At 54.5% G+C, this 24,856-nt stretch carries 22 protein-coding genes; 6 read left to right on the forward strand and 16 right to left on the reverse strand.

All coding sequences use genetic code 11. The features are described 5' to 3' along the window. Positions 1-5: 5 nt before the first annotated feature. Positions 6-2,033 (reverse strand): methyl-accepting chemotaxis protein, encoded by a 2,028-nt coding sequence (locus tag M0220_RS08685; protein ID WP_264019155.1) that lies wholly within the window; start codon positions 2,031-2,033, stop codon positions 6-8. A 387-nt stretch (positions 2,034-2,420) separates the two neighbouring features. Between M0220_RS08685 and M0220_RS08690 the strand changes: the two genes are divergently transcribed. Next, positions 2,421-4,016, forward strand: coding sequence for a solute:sodium symporter family transporter (locus tag M0220_RS08690; RefSeq protein WP_030071290.1), 1,596 nt, complete (start codon positions 2,421-2,423; stop codon positions 4,014-4,016). A gap of 71 nt (positions 4,017-4,087) precedes the next feature. Here M0220_RS08690 and M0220_RS08695 read toward each other — a convergent pair whose 3' ends face one another. The 5 genes from M0220_RS08695 to M0220_RS08715 are packed head-to-tail and all read right to left on the reverse strand — an operon-like array spanning position 4,088 to position 9,347. Next, on the reverse strand, positions 4,088-4,534 hold the full coding sequence (locus M0220_RS08695) for a phosphatase domain-containing protein (RefSeq protein ID WP_030071288.1): 447 nt from the start codon (positions 4,532-4,534) through the stop codon (positions 4,088-4,090). Positions 4,535-4,544: 10 nt separating this feature from the next. After that, complete coding sequence (locus M0220_RS08700) at positions 4,545-5,627, reverse strand: MBL fold metallo-hydrolase (RefSeq protein WP_264019156.1); 1,083 nt, start codon at positions 5,625-5,627, stop codon at positions 4,545-4,547. After that, entirely contained in the window at positions 5,624-6,676 is a 1,053-nt protein-coding gene (locus M0220_RS08705; protein ID WP_264019157.1) for an ABC transporter ATP-binding protein, read from the reverse strand. The genes M0220_RS08700 and M0220_RS08705 overlap by 4 nt, the downstream gene beginning before the upstream one ends. Next, positions 6,664-8,364: an ABC transporter permease gene (locus M0220_RS08710; protein ID WP_264019158.1), complete on the reverse strand. Its 1,701-nt coding sequence runs from the start codon at positions 8,362-8,364 to the stop codon at positions 6,664-6,666. Before M0220_RS08710 ends, M0220_RS08705 begins: the two co-directional genes overlap by 13 nt. 2 nt (positions 8,365-8,366) lie before the next feature. Then, positions 8,367-9,347: an ABC transporter substrate-binding protein gene (locus M0220_RS08715; RefSeq protein WP_264019159.1), complete on the reverse strand. Its 981-nt coding sequence runs from the start codon at positions 9,345-9,347 to the stop codon at positions 8,367-8,369. 148 nt (positions 9,348-9,495) lie between these two features. On the opposite strand from M0220_RS08715, the gene M0220_RS08720 reads away from it, so the two are divergent. Together M0220_RS08720 and mtnK are read left to right on the forward strand one after the other, a co-directional pair. Beyond that, positions 9,496-10,248, forward strand: a complete 753-nt coding sequence (locus M0220_RS08720) for a DeoR/GlpR family DNA-binding transcription regulator (RefSeq protein ID WP_035536469.1) — start codon at positions 9,496-9,498, stop codon at positions 10,246-10,248. Positions 10,249-10,387: 139 nt separating this feature from the next. Beyond that, positions 10,388-11,650, forward strand: a complete 1,263-nt coding sequence (gene mtnK / locus M0220_RS08725) for an S-methyl-5-thioribose kinase (RefSeq protein WP_264019160.1) — start codon at positions 10,388-10,390, stop codon at positions 11,648-11,650. Between the two features lie 604 nt (positions 11,651-12,254). Here mtnK and M0220_RS08730 read toward each other — a convergent pair. The 3 genes from M0220_RS08730 to mtnB are packed head-to-tail and all read right to left on the reverse strand — an operon-like array spanning position 12,255 to position 14,111. Next, positions 12,255-12,803, reverse strand: coding sequence for a 1,2-dihydroxy-3-keto-5-methylthiopentene dioxygenase (locus M0220_RS08730; RefSeq protein ID WP_030071273.1), 549 nt, complete (start codon positions 12,801-12,803; stop codon positions 12,255-12,257). Between the two features lie 34 nt (positions 12,804-12,837). Continuing rightward, positions 12,838-13,524, reverse strand: a complete 687-nt coding sequence (mtnC, locus tag M0220_RS08735) for an acireductone synthase (RefSeq protein WP_264019161.1) — start codon at positions 13,522-13,524, stop codon at positions 12,838-12,840. Beyond that, on the reverse strand, positions 13,521-14,111 hold the full coding sequence (gene mtnB, locus M0220_RS08740; protein WP_264019162.1) for a methylthioribulose 1-phosphate dehydratase: 591 nt from the start codon (positions 14,109-14,111) through the stop codon (positions 13,521-13,523). Before mtnB ends, mtnC begins: the two co-directional genes overlap by 4 nt. A gap of 111 nt (positions 14,112-14,222) precedes the next feature. On the opposite strand from mtnB, the gene mtnA reads away from it, so the two are divergent. After that, on the forward strand, positions 14,223-15,242 hold the full coding sequence (mtnA, locus tag M0220_RS08745) for an S-methyl-5-thioribose-1-phosphate isomerase (RefSeq protein ID WP_264019163.1): 1,020 nt from the start codon (positions 14,223-14,225) through the stop codon (positions 15,240-15,242). A gap of 27 nt (positions 15,243-15,269) precedes the next feature. On the opposite strand, the gene M0220_RS08750 is transcribed toward mtnA, so the two are convergent. The 7 genes from M0220_RS08750 to M0220_RS08780 all read right to left on the reverse strand — a co-directional run bounded on the left by M0220_RS08750 (position 15,270) and on the right by M0220_RS08780 (position 22,172). Continuing rightward, complete coding sequence (locus tag M0220_RS08750) at positions 15,270-15,950, reverse strand: RES family NAD+ phosphorylase (RefSeq protein ID WP_030071261.1); 681 nt, start codon at positions 15,948-15,950, stop codon at positions 15,270-15,272. Further along, a complete protein-coding gene (locus tag M0220_RS08755) occupies positions 15,947-16,348 on the reverse strand; it encodes an MbcA/ParS/Xre antitoxin family protein (RefSeq protein WP_030071259.1) in 402 nt (133 codons plus the stop codon). Before M0220_RS08755 ends, M0220_RS08750 begins: the two co-directional genes overlap by 4 nt. 71 nt (positions 16,349-16,419) lie before the next feature. After that, positions 16,420-17,274 (reverse strand): carbohydrate ABC transporter permease, encoded by an 855-nt coding sequence (locus tag M0220_RS08760; RefSeq protein ID WP_264019164.1) that lies wholly within the window; start codon positions 17,272-17,274, stop codon positions 16,420-16,422. Next, positions 17,271-18,155: a carbohydrate ABC transporter permease gene (locus M0220_RS08765; protein ID WP_264019165.1), complete on the reverse strand. Its 885-nt coding sequence runs from the start codon at positions 18,153-18,155 to the stop codon at positions 17,271-17,273. Before M0220_RS08765 ends, M0220_RS08760 begins: the two co-directional genes overlap by 4 nt. Positions 18,156-18,217: 62 nt before the next feature. Then, positions 18,218-19,498, reverse strand: coding sequence for an ABC transporter substrate-binding protein (locus tag M0220_RS08770; RefSeq protein ID WP_264019166.1), 1,281 nt, complete (start codon positions 19,496-19,498; stop codon positions 18,218-18,220). Between the two features lie 29 nt (positions 19,499-19,527). After that, positions 19,528-20,655: an ABC transporter ATP-binding protein gene (locus M0220_RS08775; protein WP_264019167.1), complete on the reverse strand. Its 1,128-nt coding sequence runs from the start codon at positions 20,653-20,655 to the stop codon at positions 19,528-19,530. Positions 20,656-20,753: 98 nt separating this feature from the next. Further along, positions 20,754-22,172, reverse strand: a complete 1,419-nt coding sequence (locus tag M0220_RS08780; protein WP_264019168.1) for a sigma-54 interaction domain-containing protein — start codon at positions 22,170-22,172, stop codon at positions 20,754-20,756. Between the two features lie 210 nt (positions 22,173-22,382). Between M0220_RS08780 and speB the strand changes: the two genes are divergently transcribed. Together speB and M0220_RS08790 are read left to right on the forward strand one after the other, a co-directional pair. Further along, positions 22,383-23,333, forward strand: coding sequence for an agmatinase (gene speB / locus M0220_RS08785; protein ID WP_030071249.1), 951 nt, complete (start codon positions 22,383-22,385; stop codon positions 23,331-23,333). 133 nt (positions 23,334-23,466) lie between these two features. Next, positions 23,467-24,849 (forward strand): YjiH family protein, encoded by a 1,383-nt coding sequence (locus tag M0220_RS08790; RefSeq protein WP_030071247.1) that lies wholly within the window; start codon positions 23,467-23,469, stop codon positions 24,847-24,849. Positions 24,850-24,856 lie beyond the last annotated feature (7 nt).

Raw genomic sequence — 24,856 nt, forward strand, 5'->3', positions numbered from 1 at the left:
CATCCTCACGAAGGGCGTTGGTGGTTTGCATCCTGTTGAGCCAGAGTAAACTCCTGCACCAGAGCGTTTAGCTCTGCTGACATGTTAATCATCTCCTGGCTGATGTCGGTTATGCTGCGTACTGACTGCGCATTACGTGAGCTGGCGGTATCAATATCCCGCAGTGCAATCACCACCTGGCTGCTGGCGGTTTTCTGCTGTTGTGTTGACAGCGATATCTGCTGCGCCGCACTACTGGTTTGGCTGGCCGCTTTGAGCAGGGCACCCAAGTCCTGGGCGGTACTAATGCTGACCTCAACGCCTTTCTCAATCGACGATGCACCCTTTTCAGAGGCAACGACCAGCCGGTTAATGGCGTTTTGAATATCTTCGGTGTGGCCTTCAATCTCTTGGGTTGAGTCAGTTACGCTGTCTGCCAGGCGACGTATTTCATTAGCGACCACGGAAAAACGACGGCCGGATTCGCCTGCACTTGAGGCTTCTAATGCCGCATTGAAAGCAATTAGTTTGGTTTGCGCAGCAAGGGTGTTAATCAGTTCCATCACCTTACTGATTTGTTTCGACTTAGCACCCAGCGCCATGATTTCTGCCAGACTCTGTTCGCTATCGCTACGAATATCCTGCATTTTAGACTGTAGCAGCTGCATGGCAGTGCTGCCCTTACGGCTGCGTTCCAGCGTTTGATTCGCCACCTCTACCACGGATTGGGAGTGGTCAGCGATTTGCGTTGATGAGGTGGAAAGTTCTTCCATAGTCGAGGTAATTTCAGCCACTGACGACGCCATCTCTTCCACGGCGGCGGCCATGGTCTGATTCGCTTCATGACGAATATCGCCGCCCTGGATGCCTGATAGCCCTGCCGTTTGCGCCAAGCGATCTGCTACCTGGGTAAGGGCTAACGCGTTATTGGAAACAGCCATGATAGTTCGCGATAGTCGGGCTAACAGTTCGTTGGTTTGGTCAGCCAAGACACCGAGTTCAGCTCGATCATCGGTTTCTACCCGGCGGGATAAATCTAAACTAAGAGTGATCTCTTTTAGCTGGCGCTGAAAGCGGATTAAAGGGCGAATTAAGCTGCCGGTAAGTGGGTATAAAATGATTAGACCAACTAAGAGGATCAGCAACCCGATACCGGTAGACGCCAAGAAGCGCTCTCTAATGGAGCTTAAATACTCCTCTTTGGAGACTTCAATCATTAAATAACGCTGCAGCTCGGGCAGCCAGCGTGTAGTGACTAAAAAGGTTTGTCCATCCCGTTGCAGCTCATGCACACGAAGTTCGTGTTCATCTTGTAATAGGCTGTCTGCGTCTTGGCTTTGAAGCGCTGCGAGTGATGTTTCGTCGCTACGAATAAGCAGTTCGCCTTCCGCGTTTAGTAATGCAGCGCGGCCCGTTTCGCCTAATCGGAAGTCGTTAATTAACTGCGCCAACCGAGAAAGATCTAACCCTGCACCGGCAACTACCAGTGGGCGACCATTGAGCGCTTCCTCACGGCTGCGGAAATTTAAAAAGACAAACGCTTCTTCAGGTGAAAATGTATCGCTATCTAGGTTTAAGTTATAAGCGGAGCCGCTGTCGGTAAATTGATAGTACCAATCATCATCGCCGCCAGGCGCTTGTAATGTTCGCTCTAAAAACTCCCCATCGCGGTACTGAAAATAGTAACCACGTCCTTGATATTGAGCAGCGATAAAGAGAAGTTCAGTGTCTAGTTGGGTCATCAACCGCGATAAATAACGCATGATCGCGGGTTGTGACGTATCGGGCAGCCCATCGCGTACCCACTCTTCAATAAAGTAGCTGTCGGCTAGGCTTTCTGACAGTGCCAACGCCGGGCTTAGCCGTAGGGTTAACCGTGTAGCAAGGCCCTCTACCTGGGCAGGTAACTCTTCGTTTAGCAAGTTCGTCAAGCGCGCTTGGCTGTGTGAGCGAGCCTGTAAATAGAGCGCTAGCAACATGGCCAATGCCAATACCGTTCCAAACGAAATAAATAGTCGTAACCGTAAAGGCAAGGATTTCCAACGCGCTGTCATTATCGCTTGTGCTCCAAGTTAACTGTTGTCGCCAATAGAGAGATAGTGCCTGAGCCAATCGTATGATATTAAAAAAAGTTACTCATACATCATAAGATGATTTCAGCGGCTTTTATGAGAGCTGTCCAGTTTTCTCCTTAGCGCTATACCGCCCCGCCCTGCGGTTGGATACTGTCGCACAGATATTGCATCAGTATTTCTTCTTTTTCGTTAACGTCTTGCCAAAATAGAGAGTAATTAGTAAAAAACCGCCTTATTTATTCTTTATTGCTACTAAAGCATAATGGATGAATCGTTTCACCTGCTTAGAATCCCGCGCATATTGGTAATTTTACCTAAATTCACTATGTCGTTTGTTGTTTAGCGACTTCTTCTAAGGATTTTTTCATGCATGCCCTTACGCTGGCATCGTTCATCTTTTTTACGGGCTTAGTGGCCTTTGTGACATGGCGTATCACACGTCAAGATGATCACCGAAGCACCAGTGGCTACTTTCTCGCCGGCAGGACACTAACCTTTCCGTTAATTGCCGCCTCAATGTTGATGACTAATCTCTCAACCGAGCAGATGGTTGGGCTGAACGGTTCGGCGTTTACCGATGGCCTAAGTGTCATGGCTTGGGAAGTGATCGCGGTGATTGCTTTAGTAGCACTGGCTCTGTTTTTCCTGCCGCGCTTTCTAAAAAGTGGGATCGCGACGCTCCCCCAGCTGTTAGCGATACGTTTTGATAATGGTACCCAACTGATTGCCAACGTTATTTTCTTGATTGCTTACGCCGTGGTGCTGTTGCCCATCATTCTCTATTCAGGGGCGATTGGTTTACAGGGCATGCTGGATCTTCAAGGATTGACCGGCATTGAGTCGAGTACAGCGCTGCTGTGGGCTACCGTCTGGACGGTTGGCATCATCGGCGCGGTGTATGCGCTATTTGGCGGTCTGCGCACGGTGGCGGTCTCAGATACATTGAATGGCGTCGGTCTGTTGATCGGGGGATTTGTGATTGTTTATTTCGGCCTTCAGGCAGTGAGCAATGGCAGCGGTGTCATGGAAGGCTGGAGCATTCTGAAAGAGAGCGACCCGAGTAAATTTAACTCGGTAGGTGGCCCTGATCAGCAGGTACCGTTTTCGACTATCTTCACCGGTGTTTTATTACTGCATCTGTTTTATTGGACAACGAATCAGCAGATTATCCAGCGCACTTTTGCGGCTAAAAACCTGGCTGAAGGTCAGAAGGGCGTGCTGCTAACCGGCTTCTTTAAGCTGTTAGGTCCGCTCTATCTGGTGCTGCCTGGTATCATTGCTTACCACCTCTATGCCGACCAAGGCGTTCGCGCAGACGAAGCCTATGGCCACTTGGTATTTAACGTTCTACCGCCGTACCTAACAGGTTTTTTTGCTGCGGTAATGGTGGGGGCGATTCTCTCCTCATTTAACTCGGCGCTAAACAGCACCACCACGATTTTCAGCCTGGGAATCTATAAAGGTGTGCTTAAAAAAGATGCCACTGAAGAAGAAGTCGTGAAATCAGGCAAGGTGTTTGGCTGGATCATGGCTGTTACAACCATGGTTATTGCGCCGCTGTTAGCAGGCCAGGATAGCCTATTTGGCTATCTGCAGAAGATGAACGCCATTTACTTTATCCCTATTTTAGCGGTTGTTCTGGTGGGGCTTCTGACGAAACGCGTGCCTCCCATGGCGGCTAAAGTAGCGCTGGTAGGGGGCTGTTTGCTGATCGCGGCTGGCTACTTTGTTCCGCCGTTTAACAAGCTACCGATGGTGATGCATGAGTTCCACTTTGTCGCTGCTGTGTTCGTGCTGTTGGTCGCCGTAATGCTGATTATTGGTAAGCTGCGCCCCCGCGCCACCGCGTGGGTGCAAGAAGATTCGGGCGATGTGGACCTTACGCCTTGGAAGGGCGCTGTGCCAACCGGCATTGTGCTTGTGGTACTTGTGGTGATTATGTACGCCTCGTTCGCAGGCTGATAACGTCTGACATCACCGCTTTATTAACAACGGCGCCCCGTTTAGCGGGGCGTCAGTGTGTTGCCGTCTCCTTAAAAATCTCCCGGTGCGCACTGCAAGCAGGTGAGGCCGAGCGCGCGCCATTGGGCGACTACTGCGTCACGGTCATCCAGCACCAGCCAAGGCGCAAAGCCGTCGCTACGCATTTGATTGAGCAGTGCGGCTTTCACCTCTTCATCATCGATATGGTCATCACCTTGCGGGCGCAGGTACATGGCATCAAAGGGAATGGTGTGGCGCTCTAACCAGCGCTGGGTATGCTCACGGTGGCTGTCAGGCCGGCCGCTGCAGATCACGATCTGTTGGCCTTGAGCTTTCAGCAGCTTGACTAGCCGCGCCACTGGCTCAATGACTGGCGCTTCGGCCATATGGGCAAAAAAAGGATCCCACTGCTTGGCGGGGCCAAGAACCCACTCGTGTACGTCGGTGGGGTGAAATTCGGCAAGCGTGCCGTCAACATCAACAATCACTGTGGACATCGTTAATTTCCTAAACGGTTAAATGGGCGGTAGAGCGTCCGGCCGTATGCGGATGAATCTCTAGGGAGCGGTGGGTACACAGCCGCTGCCCCAGGCGTTGTTGCCAATCGCTTAAGCAGTTACCAGTGAGCGGGGTAAAGAGCGGGACTACCTGAGTGGCCCTTAGCTGGTCGGCAAGCGCTACTAGATGCGATGCACGCAGGTGCACATTCCAGCGCTGCCAGCGCACCTCGCCTGCGGCAAGCTGGGCTTGACGTTCAGGCGTTAAATAGCCGGTGTGCAGTAGCTGGTAATTGGGCCATTGGTCGGGCGTATCATTGCGATCGCTGACCAGCCGCAGCACTGGCTGCGAAGCACTCTGTCGTTTTAGCAGTGCGCTAATCGCACTGTCGAGACCAGGGCGACGTAAGTCGCTTGGCAGTGCTAGCAGTGCGGCGAGGTTGTCGCGAATAATCGGGTCAATGGCGAAAGGGAGCTGACGGCGGTCGGCCTCTTCCGACAGCCACAGCGCCATTTCCAGAGCGCGCCCCGTTTCAGGCACCGGTAATACCAACGGCTGTTCAAGCTGCTGGCAAATCGCCTGCAGACAGTTTTCCTGGGGCTGGTCGTAATTGCCGTAGGAACCATCTAGTAGCGCAGTGTGAGCTGCTGGCGGCGTATCAAAGGGAAACAAGCGGGATTCAAAACAGGCATCGCCGCTGTAGAAAATGCCGCCATCCACGTCTAAGTGCAGCCAAACGCCACCCAGCGAGTGCCCCGCTTGGCCGGTGGTCACTTTGATACCTTCGACCATCAGGCTTCCGCGTGCTGGCAAAGGCTGCCAAGCGCGGTGCTTAGGCAGTGCGTTAGCGACTAAGGGCGTGCAGTAGAGCGGGATGGTCTCGGGCAGTTCGGCAACGCCGCCGATATGGTCAATATGGTCGTGACTAATCAGCATAGCGTCTACGTCTAAGCCACCTGCCCAGGTGATAGATTCCCCAGGGTGCAGCGCTCCACCGGCGTCCAGCAGCAGCCGCTTTCCGTTGGTTTCGACCACGATAGCCGCAGGGCCTTTATCACCCAACCCGCTTAATAGATGAATATGGGTGCTCATTGGTCAGGCTCCAGGCACCAGCCTTCTAGTAGTCGCAGAGCGACTTGCTGGCCCTCTTCAAGCGCACAGTGGTGGTAAGCCAGCAAGGCTTCACCGCTGGGTAGGCGCAGGTGCAACTCATAGCGTTCACCACGAAAGGTTAGCCGCTCGACGCGCCCGGTAAGGTCGTGTTGATTGGGGGCTTGGGTGTCTACGCGAATATGCTCGGGGCGAACTAATACAGGTTGGCGTGCAGGCTGGGTGCTGTGTGCTGCGGCCAGCCCTTGCATTAGGGCGCTTTCCGTCAACCGCTGCCCTGGCGCACCGTTGGCAATGGCCAACTGGCTACCTTGGCCGATAAAGCTTGCCACCCACTCGCTGCGCGGTTCGCGATAAAGCGTTTCAGGCGTTGCCCACTGGACTAGCTCACCGTCGCGCATTACGGCAATGCGGTCCGCCATCGCCATGGCTTCACTTTGGTCGTGGGTGACGTACACCATTGTTGCGTGGGTACGGCGGTGGAAATCCACAAAGCTGTGTTCCATAGAGGCACGTAGATTACGGTCTAGATTGGCCAGCGGTTCATCCAATAACACAACCGCAGGGTCAGTCACTAGGCAGCGGGCTAGCGCGACCCGTTGGCGCTGACCACCGCTAAGCTCCTGTGGCGAACGCTGTGCATAGGGTTCCAAGGCTACCTGTGCCAGCGCATGAGCAACTCGGCGTTGATACTCACTGCCCTGAATGCGGCGCAGTTTGAGTGGGTAACCGACGTTGTCGGCCACGTTCATATGCGGCCAAAGCGCGTATGACTGAAAGACCATCGCCATGTTGCGCTGTTCTGGGGGCACATGGTGATGGCGACTGGCTAGCAGCGTATCGTTCAGGCGTATTTCGCCACCCGTCACGTTTTCGAACCCCGCTAGCATACGCAACATGGTGGTTTTACCGCAGCCGCTAGGGCCCAGCAGTGCCACAAACTCCCCTGGTGCAATCTCTAGCGAGAGATCATTGACCGCGCTATGGTCGCCAAACTGTTTGGTGACCTGTTGAATCGCTAGCCCTGCCATGGCACGACTCCTTTGGGTAAACGAGGGGCAAGCAGGCTGAGCGACAGCATTAGCGAGGCGACCATGACGACCACCAGTACCGATACCGCAGACGCCAGTACGCTTTCACCGCCCTCATCAAGGTTAAAAATCAATACGCCCAGCGTTTCGTTACCGGCGCTCCAAAGCAGTGCCGATACCGTTAGCTCGTTCACCGCCAGCAAAAAAACCAACAGCCCGCCTGCAAAGAGCGATGGTGCAATTAGCGGCAGTACGATCGTGGTTAGCCGCCGCCAAGGGCCTGCCCCCGCCAGTTGTGCAGCTTCTTCCAAGGAGGGATCAATCTGTGCCAGGCTGGCACTAACGGGTTTGAGGCATACCACTAAAAAACGCGCCAGATAGGCCACAAAGATCAGCCCGAGCGTGCCGTAGAGCGCTACGTTGATCAGCGGCAACGGGCGCACGAACAGCAAAATGCAGGCGATCGCCAGCACCACGCCGGGCAGTGCGTAGGGCAGCTCAATAGCGCTGAGCGTGAGCTGCTGGAGTCGGGGAGGGAGCCGCTGCAGGCGATATGCTAGCGGCAGGCTGCACAGCATAAGCACCAGCGCGGCACCGCCTGCTAGCCATAGGCTGTTGCGCACGGCGCGCCAGGTGGCTCCTTGGCGGCCAATCACTTCGTGATAGGCGTTTAATGTCACGCTATCGACGCTAAGAGGAACGCCCATGGCGGGCACCAAGGAACTGACCACCAGCGCTGCGAGTGGCGCGACGAGAATCACCAATAAAACGCCGACGAGTACGGTCGTCACCACTGGCCGAAAACGGCCCAGCGTAAAGTCATGTGAGCGGCCACTGTGGCCGCCTAAGCCAAAGCGGCTGCGGTTCATCCAGTATTGCTGCAAGGCAACCCCTGCCAGTGCCAGCACACCAATCAGTAACGAGAGCGCCGCCATTTCCGCCAGCACGCCAGTACCAAAGCTAGCCATACGCTGGTAGATCAGCGTCGGCAAAACATAGTAGCCCGCTGGAATTCCCAGCATGGCAGGAATGCCGAAGTTACCCAGGCTAGAAATAAACGCCATCGCAGCCCCGGCAATTAAGCCGTGCCGAGTGACTGGCAAAATAATCTGCCCCCAAACTTGGGCTTGGCGTGCGCCACTGATGCGGGCCGCTTCGATAAGCTCGCGGGGCAGCGAGATCAGAGAGGTGCGCAGCGCTAAAAAGACCAGCGGTGCGCTTTGAATCCCCAACAACAGAGCAATGCCTTCCGCCGAGTAGAGTGGCTGGGGGCTGCCCAGCGGTGGTGCCATACCAATGCTTTTCAGCAACGGGCTGGCGGGGCCGAACAGCTGTAGCCAGCTCAGCGCCGTCACTTGTGGTGGAATCATCATCGGCAGCATAAAGCAGAACACGAGCCACGCTTTGCCACGGATATCGGTCAGCGTAATCACGAAGGCGAACAGGCTGCCCAACACCAAGGCAATCAACATGCCAAGGCCCGAGGTATACACACTGTGCCACAACGCTCGCCAAGTACTCGCCGCGTTGAGCACCTTCCATAGCGGTGATTCGCTACCTTGGCCAAGGTCGCTAAGCGCCTCGACGAGTAGCCGCAAACTGGGCGCTAGGCTTAACAGCACCACCGTGAGCGTGATTAGGCTGAGCAGCCAGCGGTGCTGGCTGCCAACGTTAAGCGACGGTGTCATGATTAGCCGCCAAACAGGTCGCTAAAGCGCTGTTTCAATGTTTCTTCCTGTTCCAGCGCTTGCTCAATATTGATCGGCATTAGCTGAATAGCGTCACGAGCAGGAAAGCCTTCAGGCGGCGTAACAGCCGGGTGGGCGGGCAGGTAGCCTTGCTGGCTAACAAGTTCTTGGCCTTGTTGGGAAAGTACGAAATCGACAAATTTATGTGCGGCGTCCAGATTGTTGGCACCCTGCATAATCGCGACGGGCTCGGTGACCGCGCTCACGCCCTCTTCGGGGAAAACAAATTCAACCGGCGAGCCCTTAGCGGCCTCACGAATCGGCAGGAAATCGACCACGATGCCGTAGGGCTTCGTGCCTGAGGCAACGGCATTGAAAACGCCGCCATTACCGCCCTGAGCTTCTGCACGATTAGCTTGCAGCGCCTCGTAGTAGCCCATTCCAAGATCGGGGTGGTCGCTCAGCGCTGCCATATGAATAAGCGCTGCGCCGGAATAGAGCGGACTTGGCATTGTTACAAGGCCTTCATAGTCAGGCCCCGTCAGATCTTGCCAACGCTGCGGCTGATGCTCGGCAGCGGTGTTATACACAATCCCGGTGGTGATCAGTTTGGTGCCGTAGAAGTAGCCTTCGGGATCGTATAGCGCCTCATCATAAGCCTCCCGCTCTGGGCTGAGGTAAGACTGTAAATGGCCCTCTTGCTTGAGTGAGGTCATGGTCATGCTGTCAGCAATTAACAGTACGTCTGGGTTACTAACGCCAGCGGAAAGCTCGGAGCGTAGGCGCGTCATCAGGCGAGTGGTGCCATCGCGGACCCACTCCACCTCAATATCAGGATAGGCTGCCTGAAAGGCATCCACGGTTTGCTGGGCGTCGCTATTCGGTTGGCTGGTATAAAGCACCAGTTTGTCATCAGCAAGCAGCGACGACGATAGAGCAAAGCTTGCAAGCGTAACGGCAGTGCACAGTGAGCGCTTCAACATCGTAAAACCTCCAGTAGGTGAACACTGATCACACTACTGTCATCGGCTTACAACATCGTGACACTACGCTTTCGTTTGATAGCGATAGGCTTTCGCCTGTCAAAAAAACGCTTTCGTTACTCAGGTGGTCGCTAACGTGAAGAAAATATTGGGCTTAAACGAGCGCCGCCGTGCCGTGTTGGCGCAGGTTCGCCAGCAAGGACGCCAGCCCCTGGAATCGCTGGCTAGCCAGTTTGATGTGTCGGTACAAACATTACGCGGGGATGTTCGTGTCTTGGCGGAGCAAGGGCTGGTATTGCGTCGCCACGGGGAAGTGCTGCCATTTCCTGATCAGGAAAATATTGGCTACGATCAGCGCCAAATCGTTAATCAAGCGGGTAAGCGCCAGATTGCCCGACAGGCCGCTTCGCTGGTTCAGCATCATCAATCGCTATTTTTAGGTACGGGCACCACGGTAGAGCAGCTGGCCGACGCCTTGCGCGATAAACAAGGTCTGCAGATTATGACCAATAATCTGCATGCACTCATCAAATTATGCACCATGGAGTGTGAGCTGGTGGTGGCGGGTGGGCGTGTACGGCGCCGTGATCAAGATGTGATTGGCGGCGATGCCTGTCGCTTTTTTCAGCGCTACCGAGTGGATGTCGGTATTGTCTCAGTTGGCGGTATGGACAGTCATGGCCATTTATATGACTACAATGATGACGAGGTCATGGCCCGTGAAGCGCTGCTATCCCATGCCGCATACCGCATCCTGGTGCTGGATAAAACCAAATTCGACCTGCCGCTGCGCTGTGCCGCTGGCGAGCTTGCTGACTACCATGCAGTGATTACCGATAGCCCACTACCCGATAGACTGCGCAGCCCTTTGGCCGCCCAGGGGGTGAGATTTTTGTGTTAACTCCCTTTCAAGGCATGTTCGTTGTTATTAGGCCGTGGTTTAAAGCTTACTAATGAAGTTGATGTCTTTTAAATAAGGGCATTTGACAACCCTGCTGGGGTATGACAAACAAGCATCATTTTTCGTGAGGAATCAAATAGTGGCACACGAGCAGCCCTATCAAGCACTGGATGTCGATACCCTGGCGCAGCGGCTAGGTGAGGTAGAAGAAGTGGCAAGCCGAGTGGGCGGCAACCCTGGGCAGTGGCAGATTCGCGAAGTAGGGGATGGCAACCTAAATTTGGTCTTTATTGTTTCGGGGAGTGTGGGCAGCGTGGTGGTAAAACAAGCGCTGCCTTATGTTCGTATGGTAGGCGAGAGCTGGCCGCTGCCGCTTTACCGTGCCCACTTTGAATACTACGCTCTGGTACGCCAAGCTCAGCGTGCGCCTGGCATCGCGCCAGAGGTGTTTTATTTCGATAAGCCCCAAGCGCTGATTGTCATGGAGTACCTTTATCCGCACACGATTTTGCGCCGCAAGCTGATCAGCGGTGAGCGGGTTACACAGCTTGGCGAAACCATCGGTGAATTCTGTGCGCGCATGGCGTTTCGTGGCTCGGAGCTCTCGTTAAACAGCCCTGAGAAGAAAGCCGATGTGGGGCTTTTTTCAGGCAACGTGGCGATTCCTGCGATTACCGAATCCCTGGTGTTTACCGATCCTTATTATGGCGCCGAAATGAACCGTCATACGCCGGAACTTTCGCCGGTTGTGGATGAGCTGCGCCGTAATACGCGCTTAAAAGCTAAGGTGCAGCGGTTGTTGATGAAGTTCACCGCGAATACCGAAACCATGCTGCACGGTGATTTGCACTCTGGGTCAATTATGGCCACCGAGTCAGATGTGCGGGTGATTGATCCCGAGTTTTCCCAGTATGGCCCCATGGCTTTTGACCTAGGCATGGCCGTTGCCAACTTCCTAATGGCCTATTTCAGCCAGCCTGCTCACCGCCAAGCAAGTGAACTTGATGAGTATCAGGCGTGGATTCTTGATGTGATTGAAGCGTGCTTTACCCACTTTGACGCGGAGTTCCGCCACCTGTGGCAAACCGAGCGCACCGGCATTCTGTTTCCGAAGGCGCTGTTTGAAGCCCAGGGCAATAGTGCCGATGACGCCTGTGATGCCTTACTGGAAGAGATCCGTCTGGATGCGCTGGCCTACTGCGGTATTGAAATGCACCGTCGCGTTTTATCGTTGGCCCATAACGCTGACTTTGAAGAGATCGAAGACACCGCCCTTCGCGCTAAGCTTGAAGCACGCAATGTGCTGATGGGCCAAACGCTAATAATGGAGCCTGAGGCTTACTGTGATCTTGCCGCGCTGGCGGAGCTTGCCAAGACGTATAACCAGCAAGAGGTGTTATAAGCGCTTACCCCTCTCGGTATAACGGACTGCGCGATAATGGCACCGTGGCTGATTTGGCCACAGTGCCAACTTCGGCAACGCTGGCGCGTTGCTTCGCGGGTGCGCTGACGCTTACGCCGCGCTACATAATGAGCCAACTCAACTATCGTTAAGCCCCGTAGCGCGGTGTAACGAATCTCGCGAGGGACGAGCGTATGAGGCACCCGCGACGGCGGCGCCAGCCGCCTTGATCCGGCCTCGGTGCCACCTTCGGCACCGCTAGCGCGCTGCTTCCGCGGGTGCGCTGACGCTTACGCCGCGCTACATAATGAGCCCAACTCAATTATCGTTAAGCCCCGTAGCGCGATGTAACGAATCTCGCGAGGGACGAGCGTATGAGGCACCCGCGACGGCGGCGCCAGCCGCCTGGATAATGCCCCCGCGCCTGATCCGGCCTCGGTGCCACCTTCGGCACCGCTAGCGCGCTGCTTCCGCGGGTGCGCTGACGCTTACGCCGCGCTACATAATGAGCCCAACTCAATTATCGTTAAGCCCCGTAGCGCGGTGTAACGAATCTCGCGAGGGACGAGCGTATGAGGCACCCGCGGGCGGCGTTCTTCACAGCTTACAGCTGATCCAGGCGGTCAAACTTCCCGGCGATATCGCTCTCTGTCCAGTGAGGCACCCAGCCTTCAACGTTATCGAAGAAGCGCAGCGCAGTAAATTCTGGCGCTGGGCCCATATCGAACCAATGGGGCGTATTCGCGGGTACGCTGATCAGGTCATTGCGGGTACACAGCACCTGATACACCTTGTCTTCAATATGCAGGCAGAAAAGCCCTTGGCCTTTAACGAAGAAGCGCACTTCGTCTTCGTGATGGCGGTGTTCGTTTAAGAACTTCTGGCGCATGGCCTCTTTGTCTGGGTGCGTGGGCACCATGTGCAGTACATCAACGGTTTGGTAGCCGCCCATGGCCTTTACGCGGTCGATATCGTCTTGGTAGAGCGCCAAAATGTCTTCCTGGGTGGCATCGTCGGCAATCTCGCCCGGCGTTGCCCAGCGCTCAAACAGTACACCCACCTTGCTCAGCTCAGCAGTTATCTGTTCGCCGTCAGTGATGTCCAGTAGGGCGTCGTTAGGATTTTGATCTGCAAATACTTTCAGTTGCGACATTCTAGGCTCTCCTTAAAGGTGGCGGCAGTAAAGGCTAAACAGCGATTTCATCAAAGCGAGTAACGCAAGCGTGGGTGTTGCCCGCCTGGGTGCCTTCGCGAACTAACTGCAGGGTTTGCATGCCCGCTTGCTTGGCGGCGTCCAGCTCTTCTACCACGTCAGACAGAAACAGCACTGCCTCGGGCGGTAGATCAAGCTCAGCGATAATACGCTGATAGGCCGTGGCTTCGCGCTTATGGCCAATATGGGTGTCGAAGTAGCCGCTAAACAGGGGGGTTAAGTCGCCTTCATCGCTGTAGCCAAACAGCAGCTTCTGCGCCTGCACAGAACCTGACGAATACACGTAGAGCGCTTTGCCTGCCTGCTGCCACTGGCGCAGCGCCGGGGCGACGTCACTATACAGGTGGCCTTTAAAATCGCCACGCTGATAGCCGTCCGCCCACACCATGCCTTGCAGTGCTTTCAGCGGCGTGACCTTTTGGTCGGTCTCGATCCAGTGCAGTAACTGAGCAATGACAGCATCCAGCGTGGCATCAGCGTCACCCATGTCACGGCGTACCGCGTTAATCTGCTCGGCAACCGCAGGTGTGCCTGCATTCGCGCGTAGAAAGTCGGGTAGCTTGGCCTGGGCGTAGGGAAACAGCACCTTATGCACGAAGTTAATATCCGTGGTGGTGCCTTCAATATCGGTTACAACGGCGCGAACAGCTGGGTTACTCATTTAGACCACCGGCTCTCTTCAAGTACACAGGACAGTAAAAATTCAATGGCTTCCAAGTGCCGGCGGCAACTAGCGATGCTATCGCCCACGGCGTAGATACCGTGCCCTGCTACCAAAAAGCCCCAGGGCATCGGCCAGCCGCTGCGTACATGCTCCGCTAGCTCGTCCATATTTTGGGAATTTGGCACTACAGGTAGGCGAATAGTCGCATCATGGGTCACGTTGCCCTGCAGGGCTTTTTGCATCTCGAAGCCGCTTAGCTCAATGCCGTTTGGAAAGCGCCGCGACAGCACGGTGCTGGCTAGGGTATGGGTATGCAGCACGCAGTTAATCGATGCGTCTAAGCGATAGAGCGCAGCATGGAGATCACTTTCTGCACTTGGCTTACCATCGCCTGATAGCACTTTGCCATCCAGGTCGCACAGCAGCAGGTCATCGGCCTGAATACGGGTCTTATCGCGCCCGGAAGCGGTGACCAAATAGCCCGCTTCGGTACGGGCGGAAAAGTTTCCGCCGGTGGCGGGTGTCCAGCCTTGCTGCGCCGCCCATGAAATGGCGGCCAGCAGTTCAGTTTGTAGCGTCATCATAGGATCTGCGTCGCCTCTTCTAGTGGCAGCCATTCTATATGATAAGCTTCGCGCCTGATAAGCCGCGCCGTTGTTCTGCAAGTCAAGTTCAAGTGCTCAAGGAGTCCATCAATGCCACACTTACAGTCACGCAGTTTACGGGTCTATGTCGACTACCTTGAGTATTTGGATCAAACCCAGCTGCCCCAGGCGGAGCAGTGGGTGCGCTGTGACTCGCCAGAAGAGTGGCAGCATGCGGTGAAAAATCTAGCGATTCGCGGTGCGCCACTGATTGGCTTGAGCGCTGCCTTTGTGCTGGCGCAGACTGCTGCGCGCCATCCGCAAGGTAGCTGGCAATCCGTCAGTGACCGCTTACGTGCCACGCGACCCACCGCAGTGAACCTGATGTATTGCCTGGATGCCATGGAAGCCTGCTTCGAGCAAGGGGCTGCCGCCCTGGCTGAGCGCGCCGCTGAATTGTTTGCAGAAGACCGTGCGCTTTGCCAACGCATGGCCGGGCGGGGGGCAGACCTTTTGCAATCGGGTGATCGTGTTTTGACCCACTGCAATACCGGGGCGCTTGCCACCGCAGGCGTTGGCACCGCCATTGGCGCGCTGGCAGTTGCCCAGCAGCGCGGTGTGGAGCTGCATGTGTATGTGGATGAAACACGTCCATTGCTCCAGGGTGGCCGCTTAACCGCTTGGGAAATGGCCGACTTAGGTATTCCCTATCAATTGATTGCTGACAGCATGGCCGCGAGCTTAATGGCGGCAGGGAAAGTCGATAAAGTCATGGTCGGTGCCGACAGGATTTGCGCCAATGGTGACTTCGCCAACAAAGTGGGCACCTACATGCTCGCCGTTGCCGCTCACTACCATAACGTGCCGTTTTACGTGGTCGCACCCTACACCACCGTCGATCCCGCCTGCGCGTCAGGCGGCGATATTCCAATTGAACAGCGCGATGCGGCAGAAATCCGTGGCGCTTCCGGCGCTTTTGGTGATGTCGTCTGGGCGCCCGAAAATGCTCCCGTGTGGAACCCTGCCTTTGACGTGACACCCGCCGCGCTTGTCACCGCCTGGGTGTTAGACACGGGCACCTTCGATGCTGCCGCGATAGCGCGAGGGGAACACTGCCAGGGGCGCGGTTAGCAGTAGTGGTAGCCGTTACGTTCGTTGCTAACCCAGCAGCGTTAGCTCATAAACATGGCGGATTTGCTGCCCATCCCAGTCGTAGCCAAGGTGTTTCCCTTGGCGTGTTGCGGCAAGTACGGGTGGCCGCAAAACCGCCGCACACTCGCCTTCAGGATCACGCACGCTGGGGTAAACAATGCCATCGACTTGGTTTCCCCATGCTTCTCGGCCAAAGCGTTGCCCGGCTTCCCAGCTATCCGGCATGAGAAGCGTCTGGGCAGTGTTGTGACCACGTAAATCAATCAATTCACCCGTTAAATCCGACAGATAAACACGCTGCTGAAGCATCATGGGTGGTTCATTTGACTCACGCATAAAACGCTCGGCGTGATGACAGGTCTCGGCAATGGCGGTGGCTTCCGTTAGCGCGCAGTAGTAGGCGCCAAAGGTGCCATCGCTAAACCGCGAGCCGGTGGCGGGGAAGTGGCAGAAGGCGGCCATGACGGGTGTCCAGCCTTGACCATAGCGGCGATCTTCATCACGGACTAGGTGAATAGCACCAGCTTCCTCTCGCAGCCGTGCCGAGGTTTCACCCTCTAACTCGTTGAGTAGCTCCCAGTCATCGGTGCTAGTGTTTACCCCCTCAAATAAATCAATTGGTGGAAAGCGTGAAGGAATGACGCGGTAACTGGGTCGCCATATAACCTCGCTCAATGAATAGGTCATGCATGGCTTCCTCCGCGCGCTGCATCCAAATGCTGGCGAACAACATAAAGATCAGACACTTGCCCGCTGAGCAGGCGCTCCATTGGCGAGTGACCTGAAAACAGAGGATTGTTGTTAGCTCTCTGAAGCCAGCTATTAGCAGCTTCTGTATTAGGGAGGAGGATATGCAGCGCTTTATATATGCCGAGGATCAACGACATGCGCTCCAGATGATTTGCATCAAGCCGCGCCTGCTCAGGTGACTGTTTCCAACGGCGGTAGGTAGAGTCAGGAACTCCTAGTAGCAACGCTGCCTGACTCTCTTTCAGCCCCCATGCTCGTGAAATATTGGGGTAAGTACGCATCGCTGCGGCCCCCATATTGCGGCGTTTATCGGCTGTTTTTTGCTGAATAGCCATCTATTTTTCCTCCTCGCTTGCCTATAGATTACGCCAAGTGAGCGATTTTTTAAAATAGCGACCATTTGAGCTTAACGAATACCGGCCCTTAAGAACGACTGCACGAACTGGCGTTGGAAGAGCAGAAAGGCGATGAGCAGCGGGGCGATGCTTAATAGCGTGGCGGCGCTCACGGTAGCCCAGTTCACGCCGGTTTCTGGCGCGGAAAACACCCCTAATCCTACCGTTAGCGGGCGGCTCTCTACCGAATTGGTCACAACCAGTGGCCACAGGAAGTTGTTCCAGTGGTGGCTGATGGAGACCAATCCGTAAGCAAGGTAAGTAGGCTTGGCCAGGGGAACGTATACTTTCCAAAGAATTTCGAGCCAGTTGCAGCCCTCAATACGTGCTGCGTCTTCTAGCTCTCGGGGAATCGTTTTAAAGGTTTGGCGCAGCAAGAAAATACCAAAGGCACTGGCCACGTAGGGCAAGCCGATACCAGTAATGGTATTGATCAACCCAAGTTCACTAGCGATGCGGTAGTTCTCGACAATTAGCACTTCGGGAAACACGAAGAGTTGAATCAGCACCAGCATAAACAGCAGGTTCTTGCCGGGAATTGGAAAACGCGCAAAGGCAAATGCTGCCAAGGTACACACGATAAACTGAGCGAGCACCACCCCGGTGACCAGCATGAAGGTGTTTAGGTAATAGCGAGCAAAAGGGGCCTGGGCCCAGGCGTTTTTAAAGTTATCTAGCGTTAGCGGCGCAAATAAATCAAAGCGCACCATGTAGGCGGTCGGATGAAACGCCGCCCAACATGCGTACAGCAACGGAAAAATCCAAATGAGCGCCAGCAGCCAAGCCGCTATGGTTTCAAGCGATGGCACTGAAAAAAAGCGCGCGCGTGTCAGGTATGGTGTTGAAGGCGATGAGGTTGAGCTCATTGGTAGTGTGTCCTGCGGTCGAGAACCGTGAACTTCAGCGTGGCCACCACCGCAAGCACCAGCAAAATGACCACGGTGATGGTGGCCGCCATGGTGCGATCGAAGAAGGAGAACGCGTTCTCGTAGACGTAATAAAGCAGCAGGTTAGTGGCGTTGTTCGGGCCGCCCTTGGTCAAAATAAACAGGTGATCGACGACCCGTACCGCATTAATCAGGGCGTTGATCAATACAAACAGCGTGGTGGGCATTAACAGTGGAAATGTCACCCGCCAGAAAAAACTCCAGCGACTGGTGCCTTCCAGGTCAGAAGCCTCCTTCAGTTCTGGCGGAATCCCCTGTAACGCCGCCAGATAAAAAATCATAAAAAAGCCGGCTTCCTTCCATATCGACATTACAATCACAGACCCAAGCGCCACGCTTGGGTCGCCAAGCCAGTTCACGCTGGAAAACCCTAGTGCGCCGAGCAACGTGTTGAACAGGCCAATCTGCGGCGCGTAGAAGAACATCCAGATATTGGCGGCGGCGATCATTGGCAAAATGGTGGGGGTAAAATAAGCCATCCTCACAAAGCCACGCCCGCGCAATTTACCATTTACAAACAGTGCCATCGCCAACGCCAGCGCGATGGACGTAGGAATTGTACCTAGCGCATAGAGTAGGTTGTTACGGGCGACCTTCCAAAACGTCGGGTCGTCAAACAATACGTGGTAGTTTTCTAGCCCTACAAATTGCGTAGGCGCACCGCGAAAACCGGGTAAAAATAAGCTGTTGACCACCGTGGCGATGGTGGGCAGGTAAGCAAAAGTGGCTAGCAGGATGGCGGCGGGTAACAGCAACAGAGCGCCATAAAGCTGCATTTTGCGGTGGTCGGTAAAAGACATAATGAAATACCGCACGTTGGAAGCGCCGGGGCAAACCCCGGCGAACGGAACGATGAAGTGCGTTAGCGGGCGTAGCGGCGCAGCACGCTATCGGCTTCTTGCTGCGCTTGGTTCAGCGCTTCTTCTGGAGATAGTTGGCCAGTGAGTGCCGCTTGAACAGCGTTATCCAGTGCGCGGCGAATACGGCCACCCTGGTAAGTAGAAAGTTCCGCCGTGCCATGTTCCAACTGGTCGCGGGCGACCGCTGCCGGTGGAAACTCTTCCACATAACGTTGTAGTGCGTCAGTTTCGTAAGCGGCGGGGCTAACGCCCATGTAGCCGGTTTCAATCGACCAGGCGGCAGCGCGCTCGGGAGCGGTCATCCAGCGAATAAAGGTCATCGCTGCGCGCTGCTCTTCTTCGCTTGTATCTTCAAAAATGTAGAAGTTGCCACCGCCGGTAGGGCTGCCGCGCTGGGTGCTCATTGGCAGCATGGCGACACCAAAATCAAACGTTGCGTCACTGCGCACAGCGGTTAGGTTACCGGTGGTGTGCCACATCATCGCGGTAGACTGTTCAAGGAAGTTCTGACGTAGAGTGCCCCACTCAATGGTGCCGCTTGGCATCGCTTCGTGTTCCGTGGACAGCGACACCCAATACTCAAGTGCTTCAATGGCGGCGGGGTCGTTAAAATATACCTCGGTGCCATCGTCACTCATTAATCGGTGACCATTTTGAAAAGCGAAAGCCTGGAACATCCAGTAGGGGTAGCCAGTCGACGGCACCATCACGCCCCACTGCTCACCATTAGAGGCTTCGCGCACGGTAGTGGCCATGTCGGCCATCTCTTGCCAGTTTTCTGGAGGTGTTTCAGGGTCAAGGCCTGCCGCTTCAAAGGCGTCTTTGTTCCAGAACAGCACTATGGTGGAGCGCTGGAAGGGGATGCCGTAGGTTTTGCCATCCAACTGGCCGTTTTCCATCAGCCCTGGGTAGAAGCTATTGAGCCATTCGCGCTCTTCATCGGTTTCGACCAAGTCGTCGAAAGCAACAATGGCGTTTTGCTCAATTAACTCGTAAAGATCGATAGAAAACAGTACGGATAGTTGCGGTGTATCGCCTGCTTCAATGGCAGACATCGCGCGCACGCGAGTGTCGTCATAGTTGCCGGCATAGATCGCTTCTACGTTGATATCCGGATGCTCGCTTTCAAACTCCGCCACTAAATTATCTACCACGTCGGTGAGTGCACCGCCCACCGAAACGGGGTAATACATAGTGAGATCAACGCTGTTCGCATTAACGTGAGCAGCACTTAATAGACCTGCTGCCAGGGTGGTCATAGCGAAAGGAATACGTAAACGCATAAACGGCTCCACAAGTGTCAATACTGCTGTCAGTGTTGGAAAGAGCCCACCGCAGGTGGACGAGGAACGGTTCGGTGTGTCGACGTAAGCGGGCTCATCATGAGGTCGTCTCGCCGTGTACCGTGAGCATCGAAAAAGTGTGCGCTTGCTACTGGCCAGTAAAGACGGCAGGTCGAGTCGGATAAAGCGTGTTTGCCGCTAATCCGAACGCGTAAGGTGTGCGCCCCCACCGCCACATGGGCAATAGTGTCCGCACCTAGGTACTCTTTGCTCACCACTGTCGCGGGAACGCCGGGTTCAGTGGCGGGGCGTAGCTCGATATCTTCTGGCCGCACGCCCAACTGTCCGCCCGCAGCTTCTAAGGGAGCGATCGGCGTCGTTGGCTCGCCCTCAATGACGGCGCCTTGTTCACCTTGTACCAGTGGCAGTAGATTCATCGCTGGGCTACCAATGAAACTAGCGGCGAAAGTGCTGGCTGGACGGTTGTAGAGCTCATCAGGTGTGCCGTCTTGAACGATTTTTCCTTGCTGCATCAAAATCACACGATCGCCCATGCTCATGGCCTCCACTTGGTCGTGAGTAACGTAAATCACCGTCATAGTTAAGCGGCTTTGCAGCGCTTTAATTTCCCGACGCATATCACTACGCAGCCGTGCATCCAGGTTGGAAAGTGGCTCATCCATCAAGCAGATCGGGTGTTCAGAAATGATCGCGCGGGCCAACGCCACACGCTGGCGTTGGCCACCAGAAAGCTGGGCAGGTTTGCGGTTTAAGTAGTCAGCCAGGTCAACCAGTTCTGCGACGTTCGCTAACCGTTGGCGCTGTTCGGCTTTAGGTACCTTGCGGCTGCGTAGGCCAAAAACGATATTGTCGGCAACGCTCAAATGCGGGAACAGCGCATAAGACTGAAATACCATGCTCAGCCCGCGGTCACCGGGGGGAAGGCGGGTAACATCGCACTCGCCAATATGAATTTGCCCGCTGCTGGCTTCTTCCAGGCCAGCAACCATACGCAGCGTGGTAGATTTGCCGCAGCCCGATGGCCCCAGCAAAATAACAAACTGCCCTGGTGTGACATCGAATGAGATGTCATCGACAGCGGTGGTCGCGCCCCAACGTTTGGAGACGCGCTCCAGGCGGATACGCGATTGGTTCATAAACCCCTTCACTCGCAATCAGTAACGACGTTTAAGAGTGCGAGGAAGGTGTTGCGGTTGTATGACGCTTATATGGCGGGGATGTGTCAACCCAAGCGTTAGGCGGTGATTTTAATGCCATAACGCTGCAGCCTGCGCACCACGCTGGATTGGCTAATCCCCAGCCGCTCAGCGATGGCATACGTGCTGGGGAGCGTTTTGCTCAATGCCTCCAGTGTGTCGCGCTCCAGCCTGGCGAGGTACTGCTTTAGGGTTTCATCCGGCGCTAAAGGTGCTGCCGATGAGGATGCTGGGATATTCGGCAGATGAGCTTGAGGCTGCTCCTTATAGGGATGGAGATTAGGTGCTTCAATTTGATCGGTAGGGCTGGATAGCCAAGCTCTCTCTAGCCAGTTTTCAAGCTCGCGAACGTTGCCTGGCCAGTCGCTTCCCATCAACGTTGACCATACTTGATTACCCAGAATTTTTTGCCGCCCGTAGCGTTGGTTAAGGCGTTCCAAGCAGGCTTCCACGAGGTCGGGGATATCTTCTCGGCGGTCGCGCAAAGGGGGAAGCGTGACCGGTATGACGTTGAGACGGTAGTAAAGGTCCAGACGAAATAGCCCCGCTTCTACTTGTTTAGCTAAATTCTGATTCGTGGCGACGACTAAGCGAAAGTCCACTTTGCGTGGCCTCGTATCACCTAGCCGGGTAAGGCTTCCGTCCTGGATGACTTTTAGCAGTTTGGTTTGCATTAATAAGGGAAGCTCACCAATTTCATCCAGAAACAGCGTGCCGCCTTCCGCTTGTTCTAGTAAGCCAGCTTTTCCTTGGCGAGCTGCGCCGCTGAATGCGCCTGGCTGATAGCCAAACATCTCAGACTCAAATAAATTTTCGGGAATGGCCGCACAGTTAACCTCAATAAAGGGGCTATTACTGCGTTGACTCCAGCGGTGCAGCTGTTTGGCAAACGCGGTTTTCCCCACGCCCGACTCTCCCAGCATCAATACATTGGCATCTGAAGGTGCAACTCGCTTGAGAAGCAAGGCGACTTCACGCATAACGTGGCTTCTCGCCTGCAGGTTATCCAACGCATCGTCCAGCGCTTGTTCCTCGGCATCGGGGGCTGCTTGGCTGCGCTTTAAGTGTTCACTAAAGCGCTTCTGGAGTAGTGCGTATTCATCTTGCAGGAGCTGTAGATCAGTTAAGTCTCTGGAACGGCTAATAACACGCTCTAATTTTCCATTCACAAAGACAGGGTAGGCTTCAGCAATCACACGGCGACCGGTGCCCGTTACCTGCATTAGTTGCGCTGGCTGTTGGGTGCGCATCACTTCTAAGGTGATGGATGGCTTCAAGATGCCTTTTTGCTGAAGCTGGTAAACGCTACTGCCTAGCAGCTCTTCCCGGGGCGCGCCGTAAACGGCTTCAGCGCCGGGACTGATATCAAGTACTTGGCCCTCTCCGCTGACGATAAAGAAGTGGTCGTTAGCGGTTTCCACAATGGTTTTTAGCACGCACTTATCGATTTCACTCACAGCGATTGTCTCTCGAATAACCTTTAATGCATTTTTGCATCGATGATGCATAGATGACTTAAGTGTACGTGATTTTAATTCATTACTGCATCGATAATGCCTGAATGCCCTATTATTAGGGCGTTCAGGGACTTGGCATGGTCTGTGCAACGTAGTCGTTATCAGTACGCACGACAGCGCTACAACATGAACAACGCCAAGGAGATCTGTATGTCTGACTTTAATCAGCCGCTCGGGGGCAATAGCATGCCGCGCTTTGGTGGCCCTGCCACCATGATGCGTTTACCCGCTCAGGAAAGCGCTGCTGGTTTAGATGCTGCGTTTATTGGTATTCCAATGGATATTGGTACGTCTAACCGTCCTGGTACGCGTCTTGGCCCCCGCCAGATTCGTGATGAATCTCGTATGCTTCGGCCCTATAACATGGCGACCCGCGCCGCGCCGTTTGAAAGTTTACAAGTGGCTGATATAGGCGACGTGCCCATCAACACGTTTCACCTGCCCAAAAGCGTCGACATCATCACCGCCTTTTATGATGACGTGCTTAAACACAACTGCATTCCGTTAACGCTGGGTGGCGAACACACCCTGACACTGCCCATTTTACGCGCCATTGCCAAAAAGCATGGGCCGGTGGGGCTGATCCATATTGATGCCCATGCCGATGTGAACGAGCACATGTTTGGTGAGCCGATTGCCCATGGCACGCCGTTTCGCCGCGCCCAGGAAGAAGGCCTGTTAGCCCACGGCAAAGTGGTGCAAATCGGCCTTCGTGGTACCGGTTACGCCGCTGAAGATTTTGATTGGTGCCGAAATCAGGGTTTCCGCGTTGTTCCCGCTGAAGAGTGCTGGTATCGCTCGCTGGCTCCCTTGATGGAAGAAGTGCGCGAGCAGATGGGCGATGTGCCTGTTTATATCAGCTTCGATATCGATGGTTTGGATCCTTCCGTTGCACCAGGAACGGGAACGGTAGAGATGGGCGGACTGACCTCAGCCCAAGGGCTGGAAATTGTGCGCGGTGCGGCAGGCTTGAACATCGTCGGCTGTGACTTAGTGGAAGTATCGCCTCCTTATGATCCCAGCGGTAATACCGCATTGATGGGCGCCACACTGCTGTACGAAATGCTCTGCGTGCTGCCGGGCGTAAAGCACAGTGATTAACCAAGCAAGCTAACGCTAGTTACCAAAGCGTCGGTCTAACAAGGCGCTAATTATAAGAGCTTACAGGGAAGCACTGCTTCCCCTCGGACGCCACCAGCCCACCTCTAATAATCACTTCCAATAGGTGAAAGAAATGTCTTACTCCCAAGTAAAATTGGATGACGCCGATCCATCGGCTCCAATCCATCGCGCTCATTTGCTGAAGTTTCTAATTCCATCGTTGATTGGCGTCCTTTTGTTTTTGGTGCCTTTTCAAGTAGGAGGATCGATTAATATTGGTATGGGATTGATGGCCGATGGACTGCAGTCCCTGCTTGGCTCTGCACTACCCGCCATTGCCATGCTAGTACTATGTTTATCCGTAGTGATAACGCTTTATGTAAAAGTGGCGAAGCCTAACTGGGCACAACGAGGTCACTTTCACGATATGTTTGACGTAGACACTATCTGGGTAGTGATGCGCATATTAGGTGCGATTTTTGTCGTCATGACGTTTTTCCAGGTCGGCCCCGAATTTGTAACGGCGCCGTTTACTGGCGGCGTAATGCTCAATGATTTGGCACCGGTGCTACTGACGTTCTTCTTCTTTGCGGCGATTCTCCTACCGTTTTTGGTCGAATTCGGCTTTATGGAGTTTATCGGCACCATGGTGCGTAAGCCGTTTCGGGTAATTTTTAATCTCCCGGGGCGCAGTGCTATCGATGCGACGGCTTCTTGGATGGGGTCAGGCACTGTGGGTGTATTGATCACCGCTCAGCAGTATGAGCAGGGGTATTACAATGGCCGCGAGGCATCGGTCATTGCAACTAACTTTTCAGTGGCTTCCATCGCATTCAGTCTACTGGTTACGAACTTTGTTGATATCAATCATCTCTTCGTGCAGTTCTACTTTACGGTAGTGGTATCAGGGTTGATCGCTGCCATTATTGTGGCGCGGATTCCGCCGCTATCGCTAAAATCTAACGACTACTATGAGCCAGTCGGCTGCCAGTTAAGCGAGAAGCGCACAGAAAATGTAGGGCTGCTTCGTTACAGCTTGCTACAGGCAACTCGCCGGGCAGCGGATGCCCCAGGGCCAAAAGAGTTGGTGCGTTTAGCGCTACTCAACGTGATTGATATCTTTCTGACACTGCTGCCTCTGGTATTTGCCATCGGCACTGTCGCGCTAATTTTAGCCGAGTTTACTCCGCTGTTTACCTGGCTTTCCTACCCCATGGTGCCTGTGCTTGAGTTGCTGCGTATTCCTGAAGCGCAAGCGGCTGCCCCTGCCACGCTGGTCGGGTTTGCCGATATGTTCTTACCGGCGGTACTCGCGACAAACATTGAAAGCGAGCTGACCCGCTTTGTGATCGCTTGCTTGTCGATGACGCAGCTGGTGTATATGTCAGAAATTGGCGCACTGCTACTTAAATCAAAAATCCCTATTAAGCTTTGGGAACTAGCCGCCGTTTTCTTACTTCGCACAGCCATTACGTTGCCTATTATCGCCTTTATGGCCCATACATTTTTCTTCTGAGAGGGCC

The sequence above is a fragment of the Halomonas qinghailakensis genome (assembly GCF_025820815.1).
GTDB lineage: Bacteria > Pseudomonadota > Gammaproteobacteria > Pseudomonadales > Halomonadaceae > Vreelandella > Vreelandella qaidamensis.

Coding starts and splice junctions, on each gene's coding strand:
- M0220_RS08730 (WP_030071273.1), bottom strand. CDS start 12,803: ATGTCGCAACTGAAAGTATTTGCAGATCAAAATCCTAACGACGCCCTA.
- M0220_RS08755 (WP_030071259.1), bottom strand. CDS start 16,348: ATGGCTATTCAGCAAAAAACAGCCGATAAACGCCGCAATATGGGGGCC.
- M0220_RS08790 (WP_030071247.1), top strand. CDS start 23,467: ATGTCTTACTCCCAAGTAAAATTGGATGACGCCGATCCATCGGCTCCA.
- M0220_RS08695 (WP_030071288.1), bottom strand. CDS start 4,534: ATGTCCACAGTGATTGTTGATGTTGACGGCACGCTTGCCGAATTTCAC.
- M0220_RS08715 (WP_264019159.1), bottom strand. CDS start 9,347: ATGTTGAAGCGCTCACTGTGCACTGCCGTTACGCTTGCAAGCTTTGCT.
- speB (WP_030071249.1), top strand. CDS start 22,383: ATGTCTGACTTTAATCAGCCGCTCGGGGGCAATAGCATGCCGCGCTTT.
- M0220_RS08750 (WP_030071261.1), bottom strand. CDS start 15,950: ATGACCTATTCATTGAGCGAGGTTATATGGCGACCCAGTTACCGCGTC.
- M0220_RS08760 (WP_264019164.1), bottom strand. CDS start 17,274: ATGAGCTCAACCTCATCGCCTTCAACACCATACCTGACACGCGCGCGC.
- M0220_RS08770 (WP_264019166.1), bottom strand. CDS start 19,498: ATGCGTTTACGTATTCCTTTCGCTATGACCACCCTGGCAGCAGGTCTA.
- M0220_RS08685 (WP_264019155.1), bottom strand. CDS start 2,033: ATGACAGCGCGTTGGAAATCCTTGCCTTTACGGTTACGACTATTTATT.
- M0220_RS08700 (WP_264019156.1), bottom strand. CDS start 5,627: ATGAGCACCCATATTCATCTATTAAGCGGGTTGGGTGATAAAGGCCCT.
- M0220_RS08710 (WP_264019158.1), bottom strand. CDS start 8,364: ATGACACCGTCGCTTAACGTTGGCAGCCAGCACCGCTGGCTGCTCAGC.
- mtnC (WP_264019161.1), bottom strand. CDS start 13,524: ATGAGTAACCCAGCTGTTCGCGCCGTTGTAACCGATATTGAAGGCACC.
- M0220_RS08775 (WP_264019167.1), bottom strand. CDS start 20,655: ATGAACCAATCGCGTATCCGCCTGGAGCGCGTCTCCAAACGTTGGGGC.
- M0220_RS08690 (WP_030071290.1), top strand. CDS start 2,421: ATGCATGCCCTTACGCTGGCATCGTTCATCTTTTTTACGGGCTTAGTG.
- M0220_RS08765 (WP_264019165.1), bottom strand. CDS start 18,155: ATGTCTTTTACCGACCACCGCAAAATGCAGCTTTATGGCGCTCTGTTG.
- mtnA (WP_264019163.1), top strand. CDS start 14,223: ATGCCACACTTACAGTCACGCAGTTTACGGGTCTATGTCGACTACCTT.
- mtnB (WP_264019162.1), bottom strand. CDS start 14,111: ATGATGACGCTACAAACTGAACTGCTGGCCGCCATTTCATGGGCGGCG.
- M0220_RS08705 (WP_264019157.1), bottom strand. CDS start 6,676: ATGGCAGGGCTAGCGATTCAACAGGTCACCAAACAGTTTGGCGACCAT.